This window comes from Curtobacterium sp. VKM Ac-2889 (assembly GCF_015350855.1).
GTDB lineage: Bacteria > Actinomycetota > Actinomycetes > Actinomycetales > Microbacteriaceae > Curtobacterium > Curtobacterium poinsettiae.
Window position 1 is genome coordinate 285,350 of sequence record NZ_JADKSC010000005.1, and the last position, 24,997, is coordinate 310,346.

Below are 24,997 nucleotides of genomic sequence, written 5' to 3' on the forward strand. Positions count from 1 at the left end.
CGCACACCGGGGACCACCCGCAACCCAGGGTGACGGGAGCCAGATGTCCGACGACGGAACCAGCCGACACGGCCGGCATGCCCCCGATCCGTCCGACGACGACCTCGACCGCGTGTTCGGCCCGGAGACGGCGAGCATCCCCACGCGCACCCGCGCCCGCACCTGGTTCGTCATCGGCGTGAGCGTCCTCGTCGTGGCGGCGGTCATCGCCGTGGTGCTCGGGTCGATCATCGGCTCCGTGCAGAACGGCATCGGCGGGGTGTTCCCACGGCCGGACATCGCGCTCGACCGGTTCGACACGCGGGTGGACGACCTGCCCGGCGTCATCGAGGTGCGGCACCACGCCCCGGCCAAGACCGGGTTCGCGAGCTACGACGCGGTCGCGACGGTCCGCGCCGACCCCTCGCTCGACCGCGCTGCCAGACGTGACCTGGTCGCCGCCATCAGCCGAGCAGCCGACGAGTCCGGTGGCAACGGCGTCCGCGTCGTCGCGATCGCCGACCTCGGCAGCCTGCAGATCGGCGTCACAGGAGCCGGGGAGGTCGCGGCGAAGCGACTCGCGCTGGCGGACACGCTCGACCGCATCGGCGGGGTCACCGCGGTCCGCTGCTCGTGGGAGCGCGGCGGCGACCCGTCCGACACCGCACGGGACCAGTCGATCGTCGTGCGGACCCCGGGGCGGGGAGCAGCGGTGCCGCCCATCGTGTCGCGGGTGACCGAGGAGACGCAGAAGGTGTTCCCCGGGGCGGACGTGCAGGTGATCGCGCCGCAGTAGCGGAAGGAGGTGTGGTCGCGCGGTCGTTGCGGGCGGGCGACGTGGAACGACACGGTCGACGTCGTACGACATCGGCAGCGTCGTTCCGCATCGCCACGAACCGCGAGACCGCGCCAGCGCCCCGAGCCCGCGCCGGCGCCCGCCCGCGCCCGCCCTCAGGCCCGCCGGTCCCCCACGGCCCGCTCGACGGCCCGGACGACCTGCTCCGCCGAGTCCTGCCACCGGAACCGCCGAGCACGCTCGATCGACCGCAGCGAAGCCTCGTCCCACCGGTCCTCGACCCGCCGGACGGCCGCGGCGACGGCGGACGGCGACGCCGGGTCGAAGTACTCGGCCGCATCGCCACCGATCTCGCGGAAGATCGGGATGTCGCTGACGACGACCGGGGTCCCGACGCCCATCGCCTCGACGAGCGGGATGCCGAACCCCTCGTCGTACGACGCGGTCGCCAGCGCCGTGGCCGAACGGAGCACGGACAGGTACTCCTCGTCCGTCGCGCCGTCGTGGAAGACGATCGTCCCCGCGGGAGCGAGCCCCTCGAGTCGCGCCCGGTCGGCACCGGACACCCGCGACATGCAGTGCAGCGTCCAGTCCGCCCCGAGCAGCGGCAGCGCCGCCGCCAGGGTCTCGACGTTCTTGTACGGCATGAACGACCCCATGTAGACGAGGGAGCGCTCGCGCGGCGCTCCGGTCGCCCGTGGCGTCGCCGGGTCGGCCGCGTTGTACGCGACCGTCACGGGTCGTCTCGTCAACCGGTGCTCGGCGATCAGCCCGGCGGTCGTCTCCGACACCGTCACCACCCCGTCCGCACCGTTCAGCAGGAACCGCTGCGGCGCCCACGACAGGTGGAACGCCCGCCAGCCGAGCCGCAGCGGCCACGAGAACTCCCGCGGGGGCGTGCGGTTGCGGTAGTAGATCAGGTCGTGCAGCGTCAGGACGAGCGCGTACCGGCGCCCGCGCGACCCCATCGTCTGCATCGGTGAGAACACCGCGTCGAGCCCCAGACGGTTGACCCGCCGGGCGACGAGCGGCTCCCCCGCGTCCGTCGGTGCCGGCAGCAGCTCCCACGGCAGGTCCGGCGGCAGCGACTCGAGCTGGCGCTCGTCGTGGACGAGCAGCACGAAGTCGTGTCGGTCCGGCAGGTTCGCGACCACTCCGGCCGTGAACCGGCTGATGCCGTCGTGCCGACCGATCCGCACGTACCGGCAGTCGATCCCGATGCGCAGGCGCGTCACGCGTCGGTCTCCTTCGTGTCGCTCGCCGTCGCCTCGGTCGCCTTCGCGGCGTTCGGCTTCGTGGTGTTCGACTTCGCCGGAGCCGTCTTCGCCTCGGTCGCCTTCGCGGCGGTCGTCCGGGAGGCCCGCCCCGCCCCCGACGGTCGGCCCGCCCTGGTGCCGCGGCCCCGTCCAGGGCGCGCGGCCGTGTCCGCCATCCGGCGCAGCACCGCGGCGGCGGCCGGAGCCGGTGTCTCGTAGTGCACCAGGTGCCCGACACCCGGGATCACGACGAGCTCGGCGTCCCGCAGGCGTTCGGCGAGTGCACGCTGTTCGGGCACGGCGGTGATGTCGTCGTGCTCCGCCGCGACGAGCAACACGGGCACGTCGATCCGGTCGGCGTACTCGGACACGTCGTGGGTGACCGAGGTGCGGAACGCCTCGAGCACGCTCGTACGGTTCGCGAAGGCCGAGAAGTACCGGTCGTGCTGATCGTGGACCCACCGGCGGACGACGGGGTCGTGCGACTTCAGCATCGCGATGCTCATCGCCCGGACGATCGCACCGTTCCGCAGTATCCCGAGCCCGATCGGCTTCGGCAGCACCGCGCCGGCACGGTAGTACCCGATCGCGATCGCGGTCCCGACGGCACGCGGACCCTGCAGTGCCGGGGCGGCGATGGGGTTGACGAGGACGAGCAGCCGGGTGTCGAGACCGGCGGCGACGGTGGCCGACACCACGATCGACCCGAACGAGTGCCCGAGCACGACGGTGTCGCGCCCGAGCCCGAGCGCGGCGTGGAACCCGGTCAGCCAGGTGACGTACGCGTCGATGTCGGACACCGGCAGCGGATCGGACACGCCGAAGCCGGGCAGGTCGGGCACGATCACGCGGACACCTTCCAGGTGCGCGGCGATCGTCTCGAGGCCGTGGTGGTCCCCGCGGAACCCGTGCACTGCGAGCACGGTGCGATCCGCGTCCTCGGGCCCGTAGACCCAGTAGTGCGTGGCCCGGCCGTCGACCTGGACGGCCCGGTGCACGACCGGTGTGGCGGCCATCAACGACTGGTACGGGGAGAGCACGGGCGGTTGCATCGGCGTCAGTCTAGGGAGCGAACCGCACGAATCCCCGGACACCCGCAGCATCTCGCGCCTATCGTGTCCGGGGCGGGCCGTCGAGCGGTCCGTCGACGACGACGAGGAGCACGGTGACCTTCACAGCCCCGATCCAGCTGCCCGGCCTGACGCTCGACCCGCAGTGGTACAAGCGCTCGGTCTTCTACGAGTGCATGATCCGGTCGTTCGTCGACTCCAACGGGGACGGCATCGGCGACATCCAGGGCGTGATCGGCAAGCTCGACTACCTGCAGTGGCTCGGCGTCGACGCGCTGTGGCTGCCGCCGTTCTTCCAGTCGCCGATGCGTGACGGTGGCTACGACATCGCCGACTACCGGGCGATCCTGCCGGAGTTCGGCACCCTCGACGACTTCCGCGAGCTCGTCACGAAGTCGCACGAGCGGAACATGCGCATCGTGATCGACATGGTGATCAACCACACCAGCGACCAGCACGAGTGGTTCCAGCAGTCCCGCGAGGACCCGGACGGCCCCTACGGCGACTTCTACGTCTGGCGCGACACCGACGAGGACTACTCGAACATCCGCATCATCTTCGTCGACACCGAGGAGTCCAACTGGACCTTCGACCCGGTCCGGCGCCAGTTCTTCTTCCACCGCTTCTTCTCGCACCAGCCCGACCTGAACTTCGAGAACCCCGCCGTCATCGAGGCCATCTACGACGTCGTCCGGCACTGGCTCGACATGGGCGTCGACGGCCTCCGGCTCGACGCGATCCCGTACCTGTTCGAGTCGGAGGAGGGCAACGGCGAGGGCGAGCCGGAGACGCACGAGTTCATCAAGAAGCTCCGCGCGATGGTCGACGACGAGTACCCCGGCCGGGTGCTCCTGGCCGAGGCGAACCAGTGGCCGCGCGAGACCGCAGCCTTCTTCGGCACCGACGAGGAGCCCGAGTGCCACATGGCGTTCGACTTCCCGGTGATGCCGCGCATCTTCTACTCGCTCCGCGCCCAGCACGCCGCCGAGCTCAAGGCGATCCTGTCCGAGACCCTCGACGTGCCAGCCAGCGCCGCGTGGGGCGTCTTCCTCCGCAACCACGACGAGCTCACGCTCGAGATGGTGAGCGAGGAGTACCGGCAGGCGATGTACGGCTGGTACGGCTACGACCCGCGGATGCGCTCGAACATCGGTATCCGCCGACGTCTCGCTCCCCTGCTCGACAACTCGCGCGCCGAGCTCGAGCTCATCCACGCGCTGCTCTTCTCGCTGCCCGGTTCACCGTTCCTGTACTACGGCGACGAGATCGGGATGGGCGACAACATCTGGCTGCCGGACCGCGACTCGTCCCGCACACCGATGCAGTGGACGCCGGACCGCAACGCCGGCTTCTCCACCGCAGACCCGGGCAAGCTCTACCTGCCCGTCGTGCAGTCGCTCGTGTACAACTACGCGCAGGTCAACGTCGAGGCGCAGCTGGCCCAGTCGCGCTCGCTGCTGCACTGGGTCCGCAACGTCATCCACACCCGCAAGGCCCACCCGGTGTTCGGCCTCGGCTCCCTGAACGTGCAGGAGACCTCCAACGACTCGGTGCTCGCCTTCGTCCGCTCGTGGGAGGGCTCCGGGCAGCAGTTCGGGCCGTCCGCCGAGGACGTCCTGTGCGTGTTCTCGTTCGCGACGAACCCGACCTCGGTCACGATCTCCGCGCCGGAGTTCGCGGGTCGCCCGCTCTACGACCTGTTCGGCGGCAGCTCGTTCCCGTCGTTCGACGAGGACGGCACCGTCACGCTCACCATGGGCACGCAGTCGTTCTACTGGCTGCACGTCGGCGCGCCGACCCGGTAGTCGGGGGTGTCGGTGCGTCCCGTTAGCCTGACCGCGTGACGTTCCCCACAGCACAGCTCGACGCACCCGCTCCGTCCCAGGACCTCACGGGTCGCCCCTGGTGGCACGCGCTGGGCGTCTTCGACCTCGAGACCACCGGGGTCGACGTCGAGACGGCCCGCATCGTCACGGCCCACGTCGGACTCATCGACATGACCGGGGCCTCCATCGTCGAGGGCGCGTGGATCGCCGACCCGGGCGTCCCCATCCCCGAGGGCGCCGCGGCCGTGCACGGGTACACGACCGAACGTGCCCAGGCCGAGGGGCGTCCCGCGGCCGAGGTCGTCGGCGAGATCATCGCCGCGATCGAAGCCGTGTTCGCCCGGGGCATCCCGCTCGTGATCTACAACGCCCCCTACGACCTCACCGTCCTCGACCGCGAAGCGAAGCGGCACGGGTTCGCCTCCCCCGTCATCGGCAACGTCGTCGACCCGCTCGTGATCGACAAGGCGCTCGACACCTTCCGCAAGGGCAAGCGCACGCTTGAAGCCGCGTCCGAGCTCTACGGTGTCACCCTCGACGACGCCCACGACGCCGGCGCGGACGCCATCGCTGCCGGGCGTGTCGCCCAGGCCATCGCGGGCAAGTACCCGGACGAACTCGGCATCTCCGCCGAAGCACTCCACCGCAAGCAGGTCGGCTGGTGCGCCGAGCAGGCCGCGTCGTTCCAGGACTACATGCGCAAGAAGCGCGACCCGTCGTTCACCGCCGACGGCCGCTGGCCGCACCGCAACGGCGCCTGACCCCGCACAGCCCGCGCGGGACACCGGTGTTCGTGCGCCGAACACCCGCACAACCCGGTGTGACGCGCGAACACCGGTGTCTTGCGGGCCCGGGCCAGCGGCCGCCGGAGACACCGCACAACGCGAGCGGGCGGCCCTCCTGCAGGAGGGCCGCCCGTCGGCGTTGCGTGGGGGCTGCTTACTTGCTGAAGCCCTTGAAGCGCTGGTTGAACTTCTCGACGCGGCCGGCCGAGTCGAGGATGCGCTGCTTGCCCGTGTAGAACGGGTGCGAAGCGGACGAGATCTCGACGTCGATGACCGGGTAGGTCGCACCGTCGAGCTCGATGGTCTTGTCGCTGTTCGCGGTCGAACGCGTCAGGAACGTCTCACCGGAGGCCAGGTCGCGGAAGACGATGGCGCGGTACTCGGGGTGGGTGTCGGTCTTCATGGAGATTCCTCGATAGCGGTGGTGGGATTGCGCGAACTGCGCGGGAAGTCGTCGGCTTGCGCCAGCCGTCCACGATACCAGAGAGACGGCGGGATCGCAGCGCTACGCGGCGCGTGCCGTGTAGCGACCGGCGTCCTTGGTGACCGAGAGGTCGATGCCGAACGCCTCGGTCAGGGTCTGGTCGGTCAGGACCTCGTCGATTGGGCCGGCAGCCTGCACGTGGCCGTCGGCGAGGACCAGTGCGTGGGTGAACCCGGCCGGGATCTCCTCGACGTGGTGGGTCACGATGACGATGGCGGGCGAGTCGGCGCTCTGGGCGTAGCCGCCGAGGGTGCGGACGAGGCTCTCACGGGCGCCGAGGTCGAGCGACGCGGCCGGTTCGTCGAGGAACAGGATCTCCGGGTCGGTCATCACCGCCCGGGCGATCTGCACGCGCTTCTGCTCGCCGTCGCTCAGGTCGCCGAACGTGCGGTCGGTGAAGGACCCCAGGCCCCACTCCTCGAGCACGCGCTGCGCACGACGGACGTCGAGCTCTTCGTACTCCTCGTTCCAGCGCCCCGTCACCGAGTACGCCGCGGTGAGCACGACGTCGATGACCTTCTCGGTGACGGGGATGCGACGCGCCAGGGCGGTCGACGCGAAGCCGATGCGCGGGCGGAGCTCGAACAGGTCTGCCCCACCGAGCTCGGTGCCGAGCACCTCGACGTCGCCCGAGGTCGGGAACGTCTGGGCACCGGCGACCTGCAGCAGCGTCGTCTTGCCGGCGCCGTTCGCGCCGAGCACGACCCAGCGTTCGTCGTCCTGCACCTCCCACGAGATCGCGTCGAGGATGGTGGCCCCGTTGCGGACCACGGAGACGTCTGACAAGCGCACGACCGAGGGCATGCGACCAGCCTACGGGTTCTGGCCGAGCACCTGGTCGTAGACCTGCCGTGTCCTGGTGGCGATCGCGTCCCAGGTGAACTCGGTCTCGACGCGGAGCCGTCCGGCACGTCCCATGAGCTTCGCCAGCCCCTCGTCGGCGAGCACCTCGGCCAGGGTCGCGGCGAGGTCGGCCACGAAGCGGTCGGGGTCGGTCGGGGTGCCGGTGCCGTCCTGCACCTGGTCGATCGGGACGATGCGACCGGTGAGCCCGTCGGCGACGACCTCGGGGATGCCCCCGGTGCCGGTGCCGACGACGGGGATCCCGCACGCCATCGCCTCGAGGTTCACGATCCCGAGCGGCTCGTACACCGACGGGCAGACGAACACGGTGCCCGAGGACAGCACGTTCACGATCTCCTGGTGCGCGAGCATCCGGTCGATCCAGACGACGCCCTCGCGTTCGGCGCGGAGCCCCTCGACGAGCGCGGTGACCTCGGCCAGGATCTCGGGGGTGTCCGGCGCGCCGGCGCACAGCACGATCTGCACGTCCGACGGCAGCGACGCCACGGCGCGGAGCAGGTACGGCAGGCCCTTCTGCCGGGTGATGCGTCCGACGAACACGACGCTCGGGCGCGTCGGGTCGATGCCGAGGGCACGCACGGCGTCCTCGTCGACGGTCGGCTTCCAGGCGTCGATGTCGATGCCGTTGTAGACGACGTGCACCTTCGCCGGGTCGATCGAGGGGTAGGAACGCAGGATGTCCGCACGCATGGCCTTCGAGACCGCGATGACGCCGTCGGCGTTCTCGAACGCCTCGCGCTCCATCCAGCTGGACAGGCGGTAGCCGCCGCCGAGCTGCTCGGCCTTCCACGGGCGCAGGGGCTCGAGGCTGTGGGCGGTGACGACGTGCGGGATGCCGTAGGTCAGCTGCGCGATCCGGCCCGCGGAGTTCGCGTACCAGGTGTGCGAGTGCACGAGGTCGGCGCCCTCGACGTCGGCCGCGATGGCCACGTCGGTGCCCAGGGCCTGCAGTGCGCCGTTCGCCTGGCCGAGGCCGTCAGGGGTCCGGTAGCCCCACACGTCGGGTTCGTCACGGAAGGCCCCGAAGGCCCGGACACGGACTTCCGTCTCCGTTCCCGACCGCAACGCGGCGGTGAGTTCGGACACGTGGACACCGGCTCCGCCGTAGACCTCCGGCGGATACTCCCTGGTCAGCAGATCGACTCGCACTGGTTCAAGGTAACCGGTTCCCAGTGCTGACGCCTACTGTGAGCGGCATGGCTCCAAAGAAGGTCTTCGGTATCGTGCTCGCCGGTGGCGAAGGCAAACGACTCATGCCGCTCACCGCCGATCGCGCGAAGCCCGCCGTCCCGTTCGGCGGCAACTTCCGTCTCATCGACTTCGCACTGTCGAACCTGGTGAACTCCGGTCTCAACAAGATCGTCGTCCTGACCCAGTACAAGTCGCACAGTCTCGACCGACACGTCGCGGAGACCTGGCGGATGGAGGGGCTGCTCAGCTCGTACGTCGCGTCGGTCCCCGCGCAGCAGCGGCTCGGCAAGCGCTGGTTCGCCGGGTCGGCCGACGCGATCCTGCAGTCGCTCAACCTGCTCCGCGACGAACGCCCCGACATCGTGGTCGTCGTCGGCGCGGACCACGTGTACCGAATGGACTTCCACCAGATGGTCGAGGCGCACATCGCCTCCGGCCGCAGTGTCACCGTGGCGGCGATCCGCCAGCCGATCGGCCTCGCCGACCAGTTCGGCGTGATCCAGGTGGCCGAGGACGACCCGACCAAGATCGACGCGTTCCTCGAGAAGCCGAAGGACGCGATCGGCCTGGCCGACTCCCCCGGCGAGATCCTGGCTTCGATGGGCAACTACGTGTTCAACGCGGACGCCCTGGTCGACGCGGTCCTGCGCGACGGCCAGCTCGAGACCTCCGCGCACGACATGGGCGGCGACATCGTGCCCGACTTCGTCAACCGCGGCGACGCCGGCGTGTACGACCTGCAGCGCAACGAGGTCCCCGGGTCCACCGACCGCGACAAGTACTACTGGCGCGACGTGGGCACGATCGACTCGTTCTTCGACGCCCACATGGACCTCATCGCCCCGGTCCCGGTCTTCAACCTGTACAACCAGGACTGGCCGATCTTCAACCAGCAGACGAACCTGCCGCCGGCGAAGTTCGTCCGCGACGCGAACGGGAACACCGGCTCCACGGTCGACTCGCTCGTGTCGCTCGGCTGCCTGGTGTCGGGCGCCCAGGTCGAGCGCAGCATGATCGGGCCGTGGTGCTCGATCGACTCCGGTGCGAAGGTCCTCGACTCGATCGTGTTCGAGCGCGCCACCATCGGCGCCGGCGCGATCGTCAACCGCGCCATCCTCGACAAGGACGTCGTCCTCGCACCGGGTGCGCAGGTCGGCGTCGACCGCGAGGCCGACGAGGCACGCGGCTTCACCGTCACCGCGTCCGGCATCACCGTGGTGGGCAAGGGCGTCCGCGTCGACGCGTGACGACGCACCCGGGGCGCAGCCTCGGACGGACGGTCTGGAGGCACGGCTCGCGTCCCCGACGCGGCCGAGCCTCCGCCAGTCGGTACCGTTGGTGCGTGCCCCGCTTCCTCGTCGTCCTCGATGCCGATTCCACCCTCCTCGAGGACGAGGTGATCGAACTGCTCGCCGACAGCGCCGGGACCCGGCCACAGGTGGCGGCGATCACGGAGCGCGCCATGCGCGGGGAACTCGACTTCGCCGAGAGCCTCCGGGAGCGTGTCGCGACCCTGGCGGGCCTCCAGGCGGACGTCTTCGTCCGCGCGCAGCAGGCGGTCCGTGTGACGCGGGGCGCCGACCAGCTCGTCCGCGGCGTGCACGCCGCCGGCGGCACCGTCGGCGTGGTGTCGGGCGGGTTCCACGAGGTCCTCGACCCCTTCGCCGAGCAGCTGGGCCTCGACCACTGCCGGGCGAACCGGCTCGAGGTCAGCGGCGGCGTGCTGACCGGCCGCGTGCTCGGCGACGTCGTCGACGCGCACGCGAAGGCCGTCGCGCTCCGCGAGTGGGCAGACGCCGACGGTGTCGACCCGGCACGGACGATCGCGATCGGGGACGGCGCGAACGACCTCGAGATGATGCGGGTCGCGGCGCTGTCGGTCGCGTTCGACGCGAAGCCGCGCGTGCGGGAGCAGGCGGACGTCGCGGTCGTCGACCGTGACCTGTCCGCCGTGCTCGCGACGCTCGGTCTGCGCGGCTGAGCGGACCGGCTGGTCTTCGCGCTCAGCGACACGTCAGGCGCGCGAGCACCCGTGGACGGTCGCTGGGCACGAAACGGCGCGCAGGTGGTGGCTAGTGCCCCATCCCGAGGCCGCCGTCGACGGGGATGATCGCTCCGGAGACGTACCCGGCGCCGTCGCTCGCCAGGAACAACGTGGCGTCGGCGACGTCGTCGACCGTGCCGTAGCGGGCGGCCGGGATCGCCTTCTTGAACTCGGCCTGCAGCTCGTCGGAGAGCGCGGCGGTCATGTCGGTCTGGATGAAGCCGGGCGCGACGACGTTGGCGGTGATGCCACGCGAACCGAGTTCACGGGTGATCGAGCGGGCCATGCCGACCAGGGCGGCCTTCGAGGACGCGTAGTTGACCTGGCCGATCTGGCCGTAGGCACCCACGACGCTCGACATCAGCACGATGCGCCCGAACTTGGCCTTCATCATGCCCTTCGTGGCGCGCTTGACGACGCGGAAGGTGCCGGTGAGGTTCGTGTCGACGACGCTGGTGAAGTCGTCCTCGGACATGCGGAGGAGCAGCTGGTCGTTCGTGATGCCGGCGTTCGCGACGAGGACCTCGATCGGACCGAACTCGGCCTCGACCTGCGTGAACGCGGCGTCGACGGAGGCCGTGTCGGTGATGTCGGCCTGCACCGTCAGCGCGCCCTCGGGACCACCCTGACCGCTGCGCGACGTCACGGCGACCCGGTGGCCGGCTGCGACGAACCGCTCGGCCAGCGCGCGGCCGATGCCGCGGTTGCCGCCGGTGATGAGGACGGTACGGGGGGTGCTCATGGTCGCTCCGTTCGGTGGGTTCTGCTCGGCACGCGGTGCCGGGGACCCGGCGGACACGCCCGGACGAGCGTACCGGAGCCGACCACCCTGCCGGTTCGCGCGCGGCGCACCCATGATCGGCCCGGCGGGATTAGGCTTGACCACGGGTAGACGGAGACCATCTGTATGAAGAGCACGCACACGAGCATCACCTCGCTGCCGGACACACCGGAGCAGGACCGGGCGCACCGCCTGTCCCGCTACGTCTGGCAGATGGCCATCCGAGTGGTCCTCTTCATCTCCGCCGTGCTCGTGTACTCGACCTGGCACTCGTGGCTCGCGGTCATCCCGATCGTCCTCGCCGCGGTGATCCCCTGGGTCGCCGTCGTCATCGCGAACGCCGGCAGCCGGACCGAGAGCGACATGATCTCCCCCGCCGGGTCCATCGAGCTGTACGACGCCGTCGACCCGCGCCTCCGCGAACAGCAGGAGGATGCACGGGCCCAGGCCTACCGCGACGAACAGGACCGCCTCCGCCAGCAGGCGCAGCACGCCCAGGACGAGTGGCAGCGCAACGGCGACCGATCGAAGATGTGGGGGCCCCGCTGATGGGTGCGACGTTCGACCTGCAGACCGAGCCCGGATCGACCCCGGTGTGCTCGCGAGCGGGTTGCACCTCGACGGCCGGCTGGCGCGTGAACTGGCGCAACCCCCGCATCCACGCGATCGACCGTGTGAAGATCTGGGCGGCGTGCGACGAGCACCGTGACTTCCTGGCGGACTACCTGCGGTCCCGCTCGTTCCCGGTGCGCGTCACCGGCATGCACGAGGACGTCGACCGCCTCGACGACGAGCGCGACCCGGTGGCGGCGCCGAAGAACGACGTCGGGGTGCGCGCCACCGGCACCTCGCGATGACCGACGGCTTCGACCCGCAGTCCCGGTACGGCCGCAAGCACGCCGCCAAGCTGCAGCGTGCCGCCGCTGGATCGAGCTCCGGCTTTGGCTCGGACTCGGGGTCGGGCTCGGACTCGGGTTCGATCAGCCGCTCCGACGAGCCCTTCGTCGGCTGGCGCTTCGTCCGGAGCCGCCGCTGGCTCGGGTACTTCGCGATCGCCGTCGCCTTCGCCATCGTCTGCACGCTGTTCGGCATGTGGCAGTGGGACCGCCGCAACGAGGCCGTCCGGCAGAACGAGCAGGTCGCGCAGAACTACGACCACACGCCCGTCCCCCTCGACCGGGCGCTGCCGAAGGCGTCGAGCTGGCAGGACGAGCAGGAGTGGCTCCGGGTCTCCGTCACCGGCCGGTACGACGTCGACTCCCAGCTGCTCGTCCGCAACCGCGTGCACAACGGGCAGCCCGGGTTCGAGGTCCTCACCCCGCTCGTCACGTCCGAGGGCCGCGCCTTCATCGTCGACCGCGGCTGGGTCCCGACCGGCAACGCGCAGGACGCCCCCGACCACGTTCCCGCTCCCCCGTCCGGCGAGGTCACCGCCGTCGTCCGGCTGCAGCAGAGCGAACCCCGCATCCCCGGCCGCTCCGACCCGAAGGACACCGACCAGGTGCAGTCGGTCACCCTGGCCGACGTGGCGAACAAGGTCGACGACCCCATCTGGACCGGTGCGTACGGGCAGCTCGCCTCGGAGTCCCCCGCCCCGACCGAGGCCCGCCCGCTCGGCTGGGATCGCCCGAACGCCGACACCGGGCTGCACCTGAGTTACTTCATCCAGTGGTTCCTGTTCGCCGCCGGGGGCTTCGGGTTCCTGGCGTACGTGATGGTGCAGGAGTACCGGAACCTCAACCAGGACGACCCCGAGGAGCGCGAGCGTGCCCTCGAGCGCGAACGCCGCAAGAACCTCAAGCCGAAGACCGACGCCGAGATCGAGGACGAGCTCATCGCGTCCCGTCGCTGACGCGCTGGCGTGTGTGTGCGTGTGTGCGTGTCAGCGCACCGTGCGCACCTCGCAACCCCGTGCGCGCTTCCGCGCACCGTGCAGCACCACAAGCGCGCACCAAACACGCAACACCGCACCGGACCGCGAACGCGGCACCGTGCGCACGGGAGGCGCGACACACGACCAGCACCGCGCCTCCAGACCGCACCGTGCGCACCTCGCAACCCCGTGCGCGCTTCCCCGCACCGTGCAGCACCACAAGCGCGCACCCAGCACGCAACAGCGCACCGGACCGCGAACGCGGCACCGTGCGGACGGGAGGCGCGACGCCCGACCGACCCCGAGGCCGGTGCGCAAGACGCCGTCGTCATCACGACACGCCCCCACGTCGTCGAGGCGCCGCCGTGTCCGGCGGCGCCTCGACGGCTCAGCGGCGTCGTGTGGACACGACGGCGTCTCGCAGGCGGCTACGCGAGCTCGATGAGCTCCGCGTAGTCCTTGTTCCAGTGGTCCTCGGTGCCGTCCGGCAGCAGCAGCACGCGCTCGGGGTTGAGCGCCTCGACCGCCCCGGCGTCGTGGGACACCAGGACGACCGCGCCCTCGAAGCCGGCCAGGGCGTTGAGGATCTCCTCGCGCGACGCCGGGTCCAGGTTGTTCGTCGGTTCGTCGAGCAGTAGGACGTTCGCCCCCGACACCACGATCATCGCGAGGGACAGACGCGTCTTCTCACCACCGGACAGGACGCCGGCCTTCTTGTAGCCGTCGTCGCCGGTGAACAGGAACGACCCGAGCACCCGACGGGCCTCGGTCTCGTTGAGGTCCGTCGACGCAGACACCATGTTCTCGATCACCGTGCGGTTGATGTCGATGTTCTCGTGTTCCTGCGCGTAGTAGCCGATGCGCAGACCGTGGCCTGGCTGGATCTCACCGGTGTCGGGCTGGTCGGCACCCGCGAGGATGCGCAGCAGCGTCGTCTTGCCCGCACCGTTGAAGCCGAGGATGACCACGCGGGAGCCGCGGTCGATCGCCAGGTCGACACCGGCGAAGATCTCCAGCGAGCCGTAGGACTTCGACAGCCCCTCGGCCATCAGCGGCGTACGACCGCATGGCGCCGGCGTGGGGAAACGGATCTTCGCGACGCGGTCGGCGACGCGCTCGTCCTCGAGGCCGGCGAGCAGCTTGTCGGCACGCGCGACCATCTGGTGCGCCGCGGCGGCCTTCGAGGCCTTCGCACCGAACCGAGCGGCCTGGTCCTTGAGCGTGGCGGCCTTCTTCTCGGCGCCCGCGCGCTCCTTGCGACGGCGCTCCTCGTCGGCGACGCGCTGCCGCTGGTAGAGCTTCCAGCCCATGTTGTAGATGTCGATGGTCTGGCGGTTTGCGTCCAGGTAGAAGACGCGGTTCACGACCTCTTCGACGAGCTCGACGTCGTGCGAGATGATGATGACGCCGCCGGGGTAGGTCTTCAGGTGCTCGCGGAGCCACACGACGGAGTCGGCGTCGAGGTGGTTGGTCGGCTCGTCGAGGATCATCGTCTCGGCGTCCGAGAACAGGATGCGGGCGAGCTCGATGCGCCGTCGCTGACCACCCGAGAGCGTCTTGAGCTGCTGGTCGAGGATGCGGTCCGGCAGCTTCAGGTTCGACGCGATCGAGGCGGCCTCGGCCTCGGCCGCGTAGCCACCGAGCGCGTTGAACTGGTCGTCGAGACGGCTGTAGCGCCGCATCGCCTTCTCGGCAACGGCCGCGTCGTCGCTCGCCATGTCGAGCGTGGCGAGGCGGATGCCCTCCACGAGCTCACCGAGCCCGCGGGCGTCGAGGATGCGCTTCCGCGCCGTCTCCTCCGGGTCGCCGGAGCGGGGGTCCTGCGGCAGGTAGCCGATCTCCCCGCCGCGGTCGATCGTGCCGCCGTTCGGCTGCGTCTCGCCCGCGAGGGCCTTGGTCATCGTCGTCTTCCCCGCGCCGTTGCGGCCGACGAGTCCGATCTTGTCGCCCTTCTCGACACGGAAGGACACTTCTTCCATGAGGAGACGAGCTCCGACGCGGATCTCGAGTTCGTGCACGGCAAGCACAGTGGACGTCCAATCAGTTGGTGGGTTTGCACAACGGTGTGTGCGTGAGGTGCACCGCTACGCTGACGGGACCGATGGTTCCGAACGGAACCAGCAGTCCATTCTAGGAGAATCCATGACGAACGCCACCGGGTTCGCTCCCCGCGCAGTCCTCGCCGACCGTCTGCGCACGCACGGGCTGGCCACCGACGCCGCCCTCGTCGCCGGCGGAGCCCTGTTCACCGCCGCGATGGCGCAGCTCGAGGTCCCGATGTGGCCGGTCCCGATCACCGGGCAGACGCTGGCCGTCGTTCTCGTCGGCGCGACGCTCGGCGCGCGTCGCGGCATGCTCTCGCTGCTCGTCTACGCCGTCGCCGGACTCGCGGGTGCCCCGTTCTTCGCCGACCTGCAGGGCGGCCTGCAGGCCCTGGCCCTGCCGAGCTTCGGGTACGTCATCGGCTTCATCCCGGCCGCCGGGCTCGTCGGCTGGCTCGCCCGCCGCAACTGGGACCGCAACGTCGGTCGTGCCGCGGTCGCGATGCTGCTCGCGAGCGCGATCCCGTTCGTGACCGGCCTGCCGTACCTCGCCGTGGCGCTCGGCCAGCTCGGCGCCCCGAACGACGTCCAGTCGGTGCTCGCCGCCGGCCTGTACCCGTTCATCATCGGTGGCGTCGCCAAGGCCCTCATCGCCGCCGGCATCCTGCCGCTCGCGTGGAAGGCCGTCGGCCGCCGCTGACCCCTCGCACGAGAACGGCCCCGCACCGATCGGTGTGGGGCCGTTCTGCGTCAGCGGCGGGTGGGCGGGCAGGCAGGCGGCCGCGGCGCCGGGCTGTCAGTGCGGTCACGACTCCCCACTGCCCGGATGCCGAGTGGTCACGTTCCGTCGCCTGGAGCGGGGTCAGCCGACAGAACGTGACCGCTCGGCGAACGTGAGCGGGCGGTTGCGACCACTCGGCGGCGCGCCCCGCGCGTGGCGTGCGCACAAACGGACGGGAGGCGCGGTGCCAGCTGGCACCGCGCCTCCCGGCCGTGGGGTGGTCGCGTCAGACGTCGCGACGGCGCGCGAGCGTCAGGGCGAGGCCACCGACGACGAGCACCTCGGCGGCGAGGACGCCGAAGCCGCCCCAGCCGTTCAGCACGACCCCGCTGTTGTCGACCGTGCTCGCGCCGTCGTACGAGTAGGCGTAGAGCTGGCCGCCGGCTGAGTCGGGCAGGAACGCCGCGATGTCCATCGGCCAGTCGACCTTCATCAGTCCGCTCATGAGTGCGAGCACCCCCGGAACGACCAGCAGGAGGCCGAGCGTGATCGCGATGCCGCCGGCGCTCGACCGGACGAGCAGACCGATGCCGTACGCGAGGAGCGCCAGCAGGGTCAGGAAGACCGACGAACCGAGGATCGGCAGGAACACCGACGGGTCGCTGACCTCCGGCTCGATGCCGTTGCCGGCCAGCAGCGGCAGCGAGATGAGGACGCCGATCCAGGTGGCGACGGCGCTGACGACGAAGGTCGCGATGGCAAGGACGGTGGCCTTCGCCAGGATCACGCCGGTGCGTCGCGGGTCGGCGGTGAACGTCGAGCGGACCTGGCCCGTGCCGTACTCACCGGTGATGATGAGGACGCCGAGCACGCCGACGACGAGCGACGAGAGCAGGACACCCACGGCGTTGGCGTTCACGAAGGTGCCGTTGGCGAGGTCCGTCGGCAGCTCCTGGCCGCCGCTGTTCGTGTTCGCCCCGATCAGCGCGGCCATGCCGATCGTGAGGACGACCAGGATCGCGTAGCACCAGAACGTGGACCGGATGCTGCGCAGCTTGATCCACTCGCTCCGCACCAGGTGCGGGAACGACAGGCGGGTCGAGCCGGACATCCGGGTCGACGGTGTGGTGGGCGAGGTGGTGGCGCTCATCGGGTGCCCTCCGATCGGTACTCGACGTCGTCGCGGGTGAGGGCCATGTAGGCCTCTTCCAGGCTCGCGCCGGTCGGGGTGAGTTCGTGCAGGGGGACGCCTGCCTGTGCGGCGATGTTGCCGACCGTCGGTGCGTCGGGCCCGACGACGAGGAATGAGCCGTCCTCGCGCTGGGTGACCGCGGCGTTCGGGCCGATGGCGTTGAACAGGCCGTTCGGGTCCGGCGTGCGGACGATGACACGGCTGACGGCGGCATCGGTGCCGGCAGCGGCGCCGCCACCGGCGACGAACTCCGCGATCGGGGCGTCGGCCAGGACCTTGCCTCGGCCGAGCACGACCACGCGGTCGGCGGTCTGTGCCATCTCGCTCATCAGGTGGCTGGAGAGGAACACCGTGCGGCCGTCGGCGGCCATGCGGCGGGCGAGCTGTCGGACCCAGAGCACGCCGTCGGGGTCGAGGCCGTTGACCGGCTCGTCGAGGATCAGGGTCTTCGGGTCGCCGAGCAGTGCGGCAGCGATTCCCAGGCGCTGCCCCATGCCGAGCGAGAACCCGCCGACGCGCTTCTTCGCGACGGAGTCGAGGCCGGTCATGTCGATGACCTCGTGCACGCGGGACTTCGGGATGCCGTGGGTCGCCGCGAGGGAGAGCAGGTGGTTGTAGGCGCTGCGTCCGGAGTGGACGGCCTTCGCCTCGAGCAGGGCGCCGACCTGCCGGAGCGGGTCGCGGAAGCTCGTGTAGGGCTGGCCGTTCACGGTGGCTGTGCCCGACGTGGACCGGTCGAGCCCCATGATCATGCGCATCGTGGTGGACTTCCCGGCGCCGTTGGGCCCGAGGAAGCCGGTCACACTGCCGGGACGCACGACGAAGGAGACGTCGTCCACGGCGGTCTTCGGACCGTACTGTTTGGTGAGATGGCTGACTTCGATCACGGCGTCGACGCTACGGGAGCGGTGGTCGGCGCCGCGTCCGCCGTTGGGGGGAGATGTGTGCTCCCACAGGCTGACGCGGATGGGGCGGGGTGACGCGGGCGGGGGTCGCGCTGTTTCGCGCTGGGCGACAGTTCACGCGCGCGGCGGCCCGTGAGATGTCGCTGAGCGCGAAAGACCGGTGCAGGGGCTCGGAGGTGCCCCTGGTGCGCAACCCCCAAAGAGCCGTTTGACGGTCTCGACCGCAGCGGCGACGATGGTCGCATGTCGAGCCTCCAGTCCCTCCGGGCGACCGCCCACCCGATCCGGCTCCGCCTGCTGTCGCTGGTGACGAGCACCGCGATGAGCGCGGCCGAGGCCGCGCGGGAACTCGGCCTCTCGCAGGCCACCGCGAGCTACCACCTGCGGGTGCTCGAACGGGCGGGGCTGGTCGCGGTCGTCGAGGTCGTGCGGCTCCGAGGCGGCGAGGCGAAGCGGTACCGGCACGAGTCGTCGTCCGAACCGTTCGACCTCGACGCCGTCCCCGATGGTGGGCACCCGGAACGCATCTCGGTGGAGGACCAGCTCGTCTACGTCGAGGCGCAGGTCGAGGAGCTCCGGCGACGACTGCACCAGCGGACCACGGGCCCTGCCGTCTCGACCGACGCCGAACTGTGGGTCGGCCCCGAGACGTGGCGGCGCGTGGTGCACCACGTCGGCCAGGCGTCCGCCCTGCTCCACGCAGCAGCGCAGCGCCCGCGTACCCCGGGCACGGTGCCGGTGTCGATGACCGTCTCGATGTTCCCCATGCGGCGACCGTGAGCACGCCGACCACGGGCGTCCTCGCCCACGCACCGTTCCGTTGGCTGCTCGCAGCCCGCACGGTGAGCATCGTCGGCAACGCCGTCGCGCCGATCGCCCTGGCGTTCGCCGTCCTCGACCTCACCGGCTCACCCGTCGACCTGGGTCTCGTCGTGGCCGCACGCTCGGTCGCGAACGTCGCGGTCCTGCTGTTCGGCGGGGTCATCGCCGACCGCCTGCCCCGCGACGTCGTGCTCGTCGCCACGTCGCTCGGCGCGGCGGTGACACAGGCCGCTGTCGCCGCGCTGGTCCTGACCGGCACGGCGACCGTCCCGCTCCTGGTCGTGCTCAGCATCCTGAACGGCGCGGTCGCCGCGGTGAGCCTGCCGACGACCGCGGCCATGGTGCCCGAGACCGTGCCCGAGGCACTCCTCCGTCCGGCGAACGCCGTGATCCGGTTGAGCATCAACGCCGGGACGATCGTCGGTGCCTCCGCCGGGGCCGGCATGGTCGCGCTCGTCGGTGCCGGGTGGGGGCTGGCGGTCGACGCCGCCGGCTTCGCCGTCGCCGCAGCCCTGTACGCGCGGATACGCCTGCCCCGTCGCGCGTCGATCGCACCGGCCGACCGTCCGTCGGTGATCGCGGACATCCGGGAGGGATGGGTCGAGTTCGCGGGACGACGCTGGGTCTGGACGGTGGTCGCCCAGTTCGCAGTGCTCAACGCCGCCTTCGTCGGCGCGACGACCGTGCTCGGACCGGTCGTCGCGGACGACTCCTTCGGCAGGGCGGCCTGGGGGCTCGTCGTCGCCGCGCAGACCGTCGGCCTGGCACTCGGTGCGCTGATCGCCCTGCGGTGGCGGCCCCGGCGTGCGCTCGGCATCGGTGTCGCCCTGATGGCGGTGACCGCGCTCCCCGTCGTGGCGCTCGGGGTCGCCCCGGCCCTGCCGACCCTGCTCGTCGCGTTCGCCCTGGGCGGGATCGCCCTCGAGCTGTTCGCGATCGCCTGGGACCACGCACTGCAGTCGAACGTGCCCCGCGCCGTGCTGTCGCGGGTCTACTCGTACGACATGGTCGGATCGTTCGTCGCCGTCCCGCTCGGCGAGGCCCTGGTGGGACCGCTGGCGCACGCGGTCGGCACGCCCGCGACCCTGGTCGGTTGCGCCGTCGTCATCGTCGTCGCCACCGTGGTCGCCGCGTCCACCCGGAGTGTCCGGCGCGTGACCACCGAGGTGGCCCTACCGGTCTGATCAGCCCGGGGAAGCGTCCGCGTCGACCTCGTACGCCTCGAACCGGGCGTCGGCGAGGATCGCGTCGACGAGTGACCGTGAGCCTGCGACGATCGTCGAGTCCCAGTCGATCTCGGTGGCGAGCACCCACTCGTGCCCCTCGGGCCAGAGCATCTGCGGGGTGTGCCCGACGTCGACGTACGTGCCCACGCGGGCGTCGTCCGTCCAGGACGGGTCGCTGAGCTGCGGCAGGGACATGGAGAGCAGGAAGCACTCGCGGGCCGGCCACAGGAAGCGCGGACCCGCGAGCGACTCCCGGAGCGCAGCCTGCTCCCGCCCGTGCTGCGCCTGAGCCCGGGCCATGTGCGCCTGCATCTCCGCGCGCTCGGCCGCCGTCGGCTCGCCGTTCCCCTGCCACCCGAAGCCCAACGTCGACGTCCCGTTCAGGTCGCCCCATCCGTCCCAGATCGCCCCGACCAGGTCGTCCGGCGTCGACGTCGCGTCGGCGAGGAGCTCGGTGAGCGCGGCGAGGTGCGTCGGCTCGTACCAGCCTTCTTCGGGTGGATGGACGACCCAGCCGTCCTCGAAGGGCAGGTCCGACTCGTCGTCCCGACCGCTGAGCGTCTGCCACGACACGAGGGGATCGATCGTCCGACGGGTGCGCTCGGCGACGGCGGCCCAACGCCACTCGGTCGATTCGATGACCGGGTGGTCGTCGTACTCGTCCACGGTCGAGCGGTCTTCGCGATCCGCGCGGAGCGGGTGCAGGATCCGCGCGTACGCCTCGGAGCCGGTGCCCGCGACGCCGCCGAACGTGGCGAACTCGCCGGCCCGGGCCAACAGCCAGTCGCCGCGCGTGACGTCCGTGATCAGTTCCACGTGCCGAGCCTAGGGACTGACCGGGCAGCCGTCAGGACGTCGTCCTGACCTCGAACCCGGGCAGGTCCGGCGCGGGGTCGATCGCGAGGCGGGCGTGCGTCTCGACGTCGAACCGCTCCGAGCCGTACCGGAGCTTCTGCCGTTCGATGCCCTCCGCGCTGAACCCTGCGGCGGCGGCGGCGACCCGACACGACGCCGGGTTGTTCGTCCGGTGTCCGAGTTCGAGGCGGAAGAGACCGGCGTCGAAGGCCCAGCTCGACACACTCGTCAGCGCACGAGCGGCGAGTCCTCGGCCACGAGCATCGGCTGCCACCCAGTAGTGGGCCCACGCCGTGCCGTGCCGGAACTCGATCGCCGAGAGACCGACGTTGCCGACCGCGACCCCGTCCTCGACGATCGCCCAGTTCCTCGCGTGGTCGTCGAACCGCAGTGCGCCCGTGACGTGCGCGCGGGCATGCTCCTCGTCATCGAGCCCGACCTCCGGGAACTGCGTCGCGAGATCCGGGTCCGACCGACTGGCGACGAGGAGTGCAGCCGCGTCGTCCAAGGACCACGGGCGCAGGACGACGACCATGTGTGAGCTCCGCCAGTCGATCAGCCGGCAGCGGGTCCGGCGTGCGGGCGGGGCGCGCGGAGGCCGGGGAACTCGTCGTCGCGCCACTCCCCCTCGGCACGTGTGCCGTTGGTCACCGACAGCTCCTCGCGCTCCCGCAGCTCGACGCGACGGATCTTGCCCGAGATGGTCTTCGGCAGCTCCGCGAACTCGACCCGGCGCACACGCGCGTAGGCGGGGAGAGCCGTGCGTGCGTACTCCAGGACCTGTCTGGCGGTGTCGGCCGACGCCTCCCATCCGGTGGCCAACGTGACGTACGCCTTGACGACGTTGAGGCGGGCATCGTCGGGAGCCGGGACGACCGCGCTCTCGGCCACGGCCGGGTGCTGGAGCAGCGCGCTCTCCACCTCGAAGGGCGACACCTTGTAGTCGGAGGACTTGAACACGTCGTCGGTGCGACCGATGAACGTCAGCTCGCCGTCGGCGTCACGGACGGCGATGTCGCCGGTGTGGAAGAAGCCGTCGCGCATCGACGACGCCGTGCGATCGGGGTCGCCCAGGTACTCGGCCATCAGGTTGACGGGCCGCTCGGTCAGGTCCAGGCAGACCTCGCCCTCGTCGCCCGGTTCGCCGGTGACGGGGTCGAGCAGCGTGACGGTGACGCCGGGCAGCGGCTTGCCCATGGCTCCGGGGGTCACGGGGGCTCCGGGGGCGTTGCCGACGATCGCGGTGGTCTCGGTCTGCCCGTAGCCGTCGCGGATGGTGAGCCCCCACGCTGCCTCGACCCGGCCGATGACCTCGGGGTTGAGCGGCTCGCCGGCCGAGATGACCTCGCGCAGGGCACGCGGCTTCGCGCCGAGGTCGGACTGGAGCATCATCCGCCAGGCGGTGGGCGGGGCGCAGAACGTGTTGACCTCGGCGCGTTCGAGCTGGGCGAGCAGGCCGGCTGGGTCGAAGCGTGCGGTGTTGTGGATGAAGACGGTGGCCTCGGCGATCCAGGGCGCGAAGAAGCAGCTCCAGGCGTGCTTGCCCCAGCCGGGCGAACTGATCGTCAGGTGGACGTCACCGGGGCGGACGCCGAGCCAGTACATGGTGCTGAGGTGCCCGACCGGGTAGGACGTCTGGGTGTGCACGACCATCTTCGGCTTCGACGTGGTGCCGGACGTGAAGTAGACCAGGCACGGGTCGGTGGTGCGGGTGATGACCCGCGGGCGTGCCTCGCCTTCAGGGGCGGGCTCGCCCAGGTCGCTCGGGTACTCCGTCCAGCCGTCGGAGTGGCCGCCGTTCACGATGCGCGTGAAGGCGCCTCGGACGTCGTCGTACTTGTGTGTCTCGCTCTGGTTCGTGACGACGTGCGCCACCGAACCCCGGTCGACACGGTCCTGCAGGTCGGCGGTGTCGAGCATCGTCGACGTCGGCAGGATGACCGCGCCGAGCTTGATCACGGCGAGCATGGTCTCCCAGAGCTCGAGCTGGTTGCCGAGCATGACGAGGACGTGATCGCCCTGCTGCACGCCGAAGCCGTGCAGGCGTGCGGCGAGCCGATCGGAGCGTGCGGCCATCTCGGCGTAGCTCAGCCGCTGTTCACGGCCGTCCTCCTCGACGATCCAGAGCGCCGTGCGGACGTTGTCGGTCGCGATGACGTCGAACCAGTCGGACGCCCAGTTGAACGTCTCGCCGACGTCGGGCCACCGGAACCCGGCGCGTGCCGCTTCGGGAGAGTCCGCAGCGAGGAGTTGGTCGCGGGCGGCACGGTACGCGTCGGTCGGGTTCACAGAAGACACGGACCGATCATGCCGCATCCGCCTCGGAGCGGATCGATCAGGCGAGTCCCCGGAGCCAGCGGTCGAGCCAGGGGAGGATGCTCGAGAGGTCGTCCGCGTCCATCGCGTCACTCGCAGCCGCACGTGCAGCCGGGCTCGCGTTGAGCGCCAGCGCGCTCGGGAGCGCCCGGAAGAGCGGGATGTCCGAGCGGCTGTCCCCGACGGCGCAACAGCGTTCGATCGGGACACCGTGGTCGCGAGCGAGCGCGAGCGCCCGGTCCCGCTTGTCGAACTCGTCGAAGTGCTCCGCGACGGAGCCGTCGTGGACGCCGCTGTGCTCCCCCACCCGGGGCCCTCCGTTCGCGACGAACCCGAACCGCCGCGCCAAGGAGCGGGTCACGGGCTGCCAGGCGAGCGACGCGAGCACGGGTTCGACGCCGTGCGCAGCGCACCAGGCGACGACGGCGTCGGTGCCGGGCAACACCGGCAGGTCGTCGAGCCACCGCTCGACCGTCGCAGTGGCCGTGCCGCGCCACCCGAGGGCGTCGACCTCGCTCACCTGCTGGTTGGTGAGCTCGCCGTCGGCGTACCGGGCCTCTGCCTGGTCGAGGGCTCGCTGGTGCCCGAACCGGGCTGCCAGGAAGCTGCTGCTGGAACCGGGGGTGACGAGGGTCCCGTCGACGTCGAAGAACACGATGCCGACGGTCACGGCCGGCCGCTCCCCCGCACGACCGCGTCGAGCACCCGGATCGTCTCGTCGGTGTCGACGTGCAGGTGCGCCCCGATGCCGAGTGCACGGGCGGCCGCGATGTTCTCCGGGACGTCGTCGATGAAGAGCACCTCGGCCGGGGTCGCCTGCAGGCGGTCCAACGTGATCCGGAACGCCTCGGCATCGGGCTTGTTCACGCCGATCTCGTGGGAGTAGCAGATCGGGTCGAACACCGCCGAGAACCGGAAGCGCCGCTCCTCTTCCTCGCGGGCACCGTCGCCCGAGTTCGACAGGATCGCCAGGCCGATCGTGCCGCGGAGTCCGGCGAGGAAGTCGTACAGCGGTTCGTTCAGGGTGCCGCAGTACGCATCCCAGAAGTCGGCGCGCATGACGGCGAGCTGCTCGGCCGACAGCCCGAGCGCCGTGCCGATCGCACCCCAGTACCGGTCGACGACGCCGGTCTGCCGCGAGGCGTCGGGCAGGTCGGCTGCGACGAGCCGAGCGGAGAAGTCGTCCGTCGTCATCCCGAGCCGCTCGGCCCACCGCGCCCGGAAGTGTCCGGGCCACGCGGCGTCGTCGACGAGTTCGAGGACCCCGCCCACGTCGAGCAGCAGCCACCGCACAGCGGGCACGGCCGCCCCGGCCGCCCCGGCGGTCACAGCGATCCCCGCAGCTGTCGGATCATCTCGACCTCGAGCTCACTCGGGTCGAGCACGTACGCCTCGGTCGCGCCCGTCGGCTCGTAGCCGCGCCGGGCGTAGAAGGCCTGCGCGCGGGTGTTCCCCTCGTGCACGTGCAGCCGCAGGGCCGACCCGTGCGTCGCCGCCCACACCTCGATCTCGTCGAGCAGCGCATCGGCGACACCAGTGGCACGACCCCGGTGCGAGGGTGCGACGTAGACGCCGACCAGGAGCGGTCCGACACGGGGACCGGGGACGTACACCCCCATCGTCCCGACCCACGTGCCGTCGGCGTCGATCGCGGCGAGGGTCGTCCCGCCGACGTCGTGTTCACGGCGACCGCGGCGCCGCCAGTCACGTTCCTGCAGCTGCTCGGCGTCGGCGAGCCGCTCCCCGTAGGCCTTCGGGGTGTCCTGGATCATCTCGAGCCGCAGCGCACGGACCCGCTCCCAGTCGTCCTCGGTGGTCGGTCGGATCGTCGTTCCCCGCATGCCCCGAGCCTAGGGGCGACGGGCCCGGAGAAGTCGTCCCAATCCGACGGGCAGAGGGTGCCGAATCACCTGCAACGACCGGGAACCACCCGGAGCGCTCACCAGCCGCACACCGCTGGTTCTCCACC

26 protein-coding genes are annotated in these 24,997 nt (G+C 71.0%); 11 read left to right on the forward strand and 15 right to left on the reverse strand.

Annotation, left to right across the window (positions count from 1 at the left end):
* Positions 1-43: 43 nt before the first annotated feature.
* A complete protein-coding gene (locus ITJ50_RS16470) occupies positions 44-775 on the forward strand; it encodes a hypothetical protein (RefSeq protein WP_194590950.1) in 732 nt (243 codons plus the stop codon).
* 155 nt (positions 776-930) lie between these two features.
* Here the strand turns inward: ITJ50_RS16470 and ITJ50_RS16475 are convergent, their stop codons facing one another.
* On the reverse strand, positions 931-2,001 hold the full coding sequence (locus ITJ50_RS16475; RefSeq protein WP_042540929.1) for a glycosyltransferase family 4 protein: 1,071 nt from the start codon (positions 1,999-2,001) through the stop codon (positions 931-933).
* 5 nt (positions 2,002-2,006) lie between these two features.
* On the reverse strand, positions 2,007-3,083 hold the full coding sequence (locus ITJ50_RS16480) for an alpha/beta hydrolase (RefSeq protein ID WP_323749918.1): 1,077 nt from the start codon (positions 3,081-3,083) through the stop codon (positions 2,007-2,009).
* A gap of 113 nt (positions 3,084-3,196) precedes the next feature.
* Between ITJ50_RS16480 and treS the strand changes: the two genes are divergently transcribed.
* On the forward strand, positions 3,197-4,906 hold the full coding sequence (treS, locus tag ITJ50_RS16485; RefSeq protein WP_017887282.1) for a maltose alpha-D-glucosyltransferase: 1,710 nt from the start codon (positions 3,197-3,199) through the stop codon (positions 4,904-4,906).
* Positions 4,907-4,941: 35 nt separating this feature from the next.
* Positions 4,942-5,688, forward strand: a complete 747-nt coding sequence (locus ITJ50_RS16490; RefSeq protein ID WP_197068681.1) for a 3'-5' exonuclease — start codon at positions 4,942-4,944, stop codon at positions 5,686-5,688.
* Between the two features lie 178 nt (positions 5,689-5,866).
* Here the strand turns inward: ITJ50_RS16490 and ITJ50_RS16495 are convergent, their stop codons facing one another.
* The 3 genes from ITJ50_RS16495 to glgA all read right to left on the reverse strand — a co-directional run bounded on the left by ITJ50_RS16495 (position 5,867) and on the right by glgA (position 8,209).
* Entirely contained in the window at positions 5,867-6,115 is a 249-nt protein-coding gene (locus tag ITJ50_RS16495) for a type B 50S ribosomal protein L31 (RefSeq protein WP_017887280.1), read from the reverse strand.
* 102 nt (positions 6,116-6,217) lie between these two features.
* Positions 6,218-7,000 carry an ABC transporter ATP-binding protein gene (locus ITJ50_RS16500; RefSeq protein ID WP_017887279.1) on the reverse strand — a complete coding sequence of 261 codons (783 nt, stop codon included), beginning with the start codon at positions 6,998-7,000 and terminating at the stop codon, positions 6,218-6,220.
* A gap of 9 nt (positions 7,001-7,009) precedes the next feature.
* A complete protein-coding gene (glgA, locus tag ITJ50_RS16505) occupies positions 7,010-8,209 on the reverse strand; it encodes a glycogen synthase (RefSeq protein ID WP_031259795.1) in 1,200 nt (399 codons plus the stop codon).
* A gap of 47 nt (positions 8,210-8,256) precedes the next feature.
* Between glgA and ITJ50_RS16510 the strand changes: the two genes are divergently transcribed.
* Positions 8,257-9,498, forward strand: a complete 1,242-nt coding sequence (locus ITJ50_RS16510; protein WP_042540903.1) for a glucose-1-phosphate adenylyltransferase — start codon at positions 8,257-8,259, stop codon at positions 9,496-9,498.
* Between the two features lie 95 nt (positions 9,499-9,593).
* Complete coding sequence (gene serB / locus ITJ50_RS16515) at positions 9,594-10,232, forward strand: phosphoserine phosphatase SerB (protein WP_017887276.1); 639 nt, start codon at positions 9,594-9,596, stop codon at positions 10,230-10,232.
* A gap of 91 nt (positions 10,233-10,323) precedes the next feature.
* Here serB and fabG read toward each other — a convergent pair whose 3' ends face one another.
* Positions 10,324-11,037 (reverse strand): 3-oxoacyl-ACP reductase FabG, encoded by a 714-nt coding sequence (gene fabG, locus ITJ50_RS16520; protein WP_031259788.1) that lies wholly within the window; start codon positions 11,035-11,037, stop codon positions 10,324-10,326.
* A 165-nt stretch (positions 11,038-11,202) separates the two neighbouring features.
* Here fabG and ITJ50_RS16525 point away from each other — a divergent pair, with 165 nt between their 5' ends.
* Genes ITJ50_RS16525 through ITJ50_RS16535 form a run of 3 tightly spaced genes read left to right on the forward strand, consistent with a single transcriptional unit; the run spans position 11,203 to position 12,928 of the window.
* Positions 11,203-11,625: a DUF3099 domain-containing protein gene (locus tag ITJ50_RS16525; protein WP_052481935.1), complete on the forward strand. Its 423-nt coding sequence runs from the start codon at positions 11,203-11,205 to the stop codon at positions 11,623-11,625.
* Complete coding sequence (locus ITJ50_RS16530) at positions 11,625-11,933, forward strand: hypothetical protein (protein ID WP_081612300.1); 309 nt, start codon at positions 11,625-11,627, stop codon at positions 11,931-11,933. The genes ITJ50_RS16525 and ITJ50_RS16530 overlap by 1 nt, the downstream gene beginning before the upstream one ends.
* Positions 11,930-12,928, forward strand: a complete 999-nt coding sequence (locus ITJ50_RS16535) for an SURF1 family protein (protein WP_082047009.1) — start codon at positions 11,930-11,932, stop codon at positions 12,926-12,928. The genes ITJ50_RS16530 and ITJ50_RS16535 overlap by 4 nt, the downstream gene beginning before the upstream one ends.
* Before the next feature lie 449 nt (positions 12,929-13,377).
* Here the strand turns inward: ITJ50_RS16535 and ITJ50_RS16540 are convergent, their stop codons facing one another.
* On the reverse strand, positions 13,378-14,976 hold the full coding sequence (locus ITJ50_RS16540) for an ABC-F family ATP-binding cassette domain-containing protein (RefSeq protein WP_031259783.1): 1,599 nt from the start codon (positions 14,974-14,976) through the stop codon (positions 13,378-13,380).
* A 115-nt stretch (positions 14,977-15,091) separates the two neighbouring features.
* On the opposite strand from ITJ50_RS16540, the gene ITJ50_RS16545 reads away from it, so the two are divergent.
* On the forward strand, positions 15,092-15,691 hold the full coding sequence (locus ITJ50_RS16545) for a biotin transporter BioY (protein WP_042540909.1): 600 nt from the start codon (positions 15,092-15,094) through the stop codon (positions 15,689-15,691).
* A gap of 307 nt (positions 15,692-15,998) precedes the next feature.
* On the opposite strand, the gene ITJ50_RS16550 is transcribed toward ITJ50_RS16545, so the two are convergent.
* Both ITJ50_RS16550 and ITJ50_RS16555 read right to left on the reverse strand, forming a co-directional pair.
* Positions 15,999-16,862 (reverse strand): ABC transporter permease, encoded by an 864-nt coding sequence (locus tag ITJ50_RS16550; protein WP_042540425.1) that lies wholly within the window; start codon positions 16,860-16,862, stop codon positions 15,999-16,001.
* A complete protein-coding gene (locus ITJ50_RS16555) occupies positions 16,859-17,791 on the reverse strand; it encodes an ABC transporter ATP-binding protein (RefSeq protein ID WP_194590951.1) in 933 nt (310 codons plus the stop codon). Before ITJ50_RS16555 ends, ITJ50_RS16550 begins: the two co-directional genes overlap by 4 nt.
* 261 nt (positions 17,792-18,052) lie before the next feature.
* Here ITJ50_RS16555 and ITJ50_RS16560 point away from each other — a divergent pair, with 261 nt between their 5' ends.
* Positions 18,053-18,589: a winged helix-turn-helix domain-containing protein gene (locus tag ITJ50_RS16560; protein ID WP_017885816.1), complete on the forward strand. Its 537-nt coding sequence runs from the start codon at positions 18,053-18,055 to the stop codon at positions 18,587-18,589.
* Positions 18,586-19,815, forward strand: a complete 1,230-nt coding sequence (locus ITJ50_RS16565) for an MFS transporter (protein WP_194590952.1) — start codon at positions 18,586-18,588, stop codon at positions 19,813-19,815. Before ITJ50_RS16560 ends, ITJ50_RS16565 begins: the two co-directional genes overlap by 4 nt.
* Here ITJ50_RS16565 and ITJ50_RS16570 read toward each other — a convergent pair whose 3' ends face one another.
* The 6 genes from ITJ50_RS16570 to ITJ50_RS16595 are packed head-to-tail and all read right to left on the reverse strand — an operon-like array spanning position 19,816 to position 24,869.
* Entirely contained in the window at positions 19,816-20,673 is an 858-nt protein-coding gene (locus ITJ50_RS16570) for a hypothetical protein (protein ID WP_194590953.1), read from the reverse strand.
* Positions 20,674-20,704: 31 nt separating this feature from the next.
* Entirely contained in the window at positions 20,705-21,247 is a 543-nt protein-coding gene (locus ITJ50_RS16575; RefSeq protein WP_194590954.1) for a GNAT family N-acetyltransferase, read from the reverse strand.
* Positions 21,248-21,267: 20 nt separating this feature from the next.
* Positions 21,268-23,028: an AMP-binding protein gene (locus tag ITJ50_RS16580; RefSeq protein WP_194590955.1), complete on the reverse strand. Its 1,761-nt coding sequence runs from the start codon at positions 23,026-23,028 to the stop codon at positions 21,268-21,270.
* Between the two features lie 19 nt (positions 23,029-23,047).
* Complete coding sequence (locus ITJ50_RS16585; protein WP_194590956.1) at positions 23,048-23,698, reverse strand: HAD family hydrolase; 651 nt, start codon at positions 23,696-23,698, stop codon at positions 23,048-23,050.
* Positions 23,695-24,357 carry an HAD-IA family hydrolase gene (locus tag ITJ50_RS16590; protein ID WP_194590957.1) on the reverse strand — a complete coding sequence of 221 codons (663 nt, stop codon included), beginning with the start codon at positions 24,355-24,357 and terminating at the stop codon, positions 23,695-23,697. The genes ITJ50_RS16585 and ITJ50_RS16590 overlap by 4 nt, the downstream gene beginning before the upstream one ends.
* Positions 24,354-24,869, reverse strand: coding sequence for a GNAT family N-acetyltransferase (locus ITJ50_RS16595; RefSeq protein WP_017885822.1), 516 nt, complete (start codon positions 24,867-24,869; stop codon positions 24,354-24,356). Before ITJ50_RS16595 ends, ITJ50_RS16590 begins: the two co-directional genes overlap by 4 nt.
* Positions 24,870-24,997 lie beyond the last annotated feature (128 nt).

What these genes read in the sequence shown, in the direction of transcription:
- ITJ50_RS16470 (WP_194590950.1), top strand. Translation starts at nt 44, where the DNA reads ATGTCCGACGACGGAACCAGCCGACACGGCCGGCATGCCCCCGATCCG.
- ITJ50_RS16480 (WP_323749918.1), bottom strand. Translation starts at nt 3,083, where the DNA reads ATGCAACCGCCCGTGCTCTCCCCGTACCAGTCGTTGATGGCCGCCACA.
- ITJ50_RS16495 (WP_017887280.1), bottom strand. Translation starts at nt 6,115, where the DNA reads ATGAAGACCGACACCCACCCCGAGTACCGCGCCATCGTCTTCCGCGAC.
- ITJ50_RS16500 (WP_017887279.1), bottom strand. Translation starts at nt 7,000, where the DNA reads ATGCCCTCGGTCGTGCGCTTGTCAGACGTCTCCGTGGTCCGCAACGGG.
- ITJ50_RS16510 (WP_042540903.1), top strand. Translation starts at nt 8,257, where the DNA reads ATGGCTCCAAAGAAGGTCTTCGGTATCGTGCTCGCCGGTGGCGAAGGC.
- fabG (WP_031259788.1), bottom strand. Translation starts at nt 11,037, where the DNA reads ATGAGCACCCCCCGTACCGTCCTCATCACCGGCGGCAACCGCGGCATC.
- ITJ50_RS16525 (WP_052481935.1), top strand. Translation starts at nt 11,203, where the DNA reads ATGAAGAGCACGCACACGAGCATCACCTCGCTGCCGGACACACCGGAG.
- ITJ50_RS16530 (WP_081612300.1), top strand. Translation starts at nt 11,625, where the DNA reads ATGGGTGCGACGTTCGACCTGCAGACCGAGCCCGGATCGACCCCGGTG.
- ITJ50_RS16535 (WP_082047009.1), top strand. Translation starts at nt 11,930, where the DNA reads ATGACCGACGGCTTCGACCCGCAGTCCCGGTACGGCCGCAAGCACGCC.
- ITJ50_RS16545 (WP_042540909.1), top strand. Translation starts at nt 15,092, where the DNA reads ATGACGAACGCCACCGGGTTCGCTCCCCGCGCAGTCCTCGCCGACCGT.
- ITJ50_RS16550 (WP_042540425.1), bottom strand. Translation starts at nt 16,862, where the DNA reads ATGAGCGCCACCACCTCGCCCACCACACCGTCGACCCGGATGTCCGGC.
- ITJ50_RS16560 (WP_017885816.1), top strand. Translation starts at nt 18,053, where the DNA reads ATGTCGAGCCTCCAGTCCCTCCGGGCGACCGCCCACCCGATCCGGCTC.
- ITJ50_RS16575 (WP_194590954.1), bottom strand. Translation starts at nt 21,247, where the DNA reads ATGGTCGTCGTCCTGCGCCCGTGGTCCTTGGACGACGCGGCTGCACTC.
- ITJ50_RS16580 (WP_194590955.1), bottom strand. Translation starts at nt 23,028, where the DNA reads ATGCGGCATGATCGGTCCGTGTCTTCTGTGAACCCGACCGACGCGTAC.
- ITJ50_RS16595 (WP_017885822.1), bottom strand. Translation starts at nt 24,869, where the DNA reads ATGCGGGGAACGACGATCCGACCGACCACCGAGGACGACTGGGAGCGG.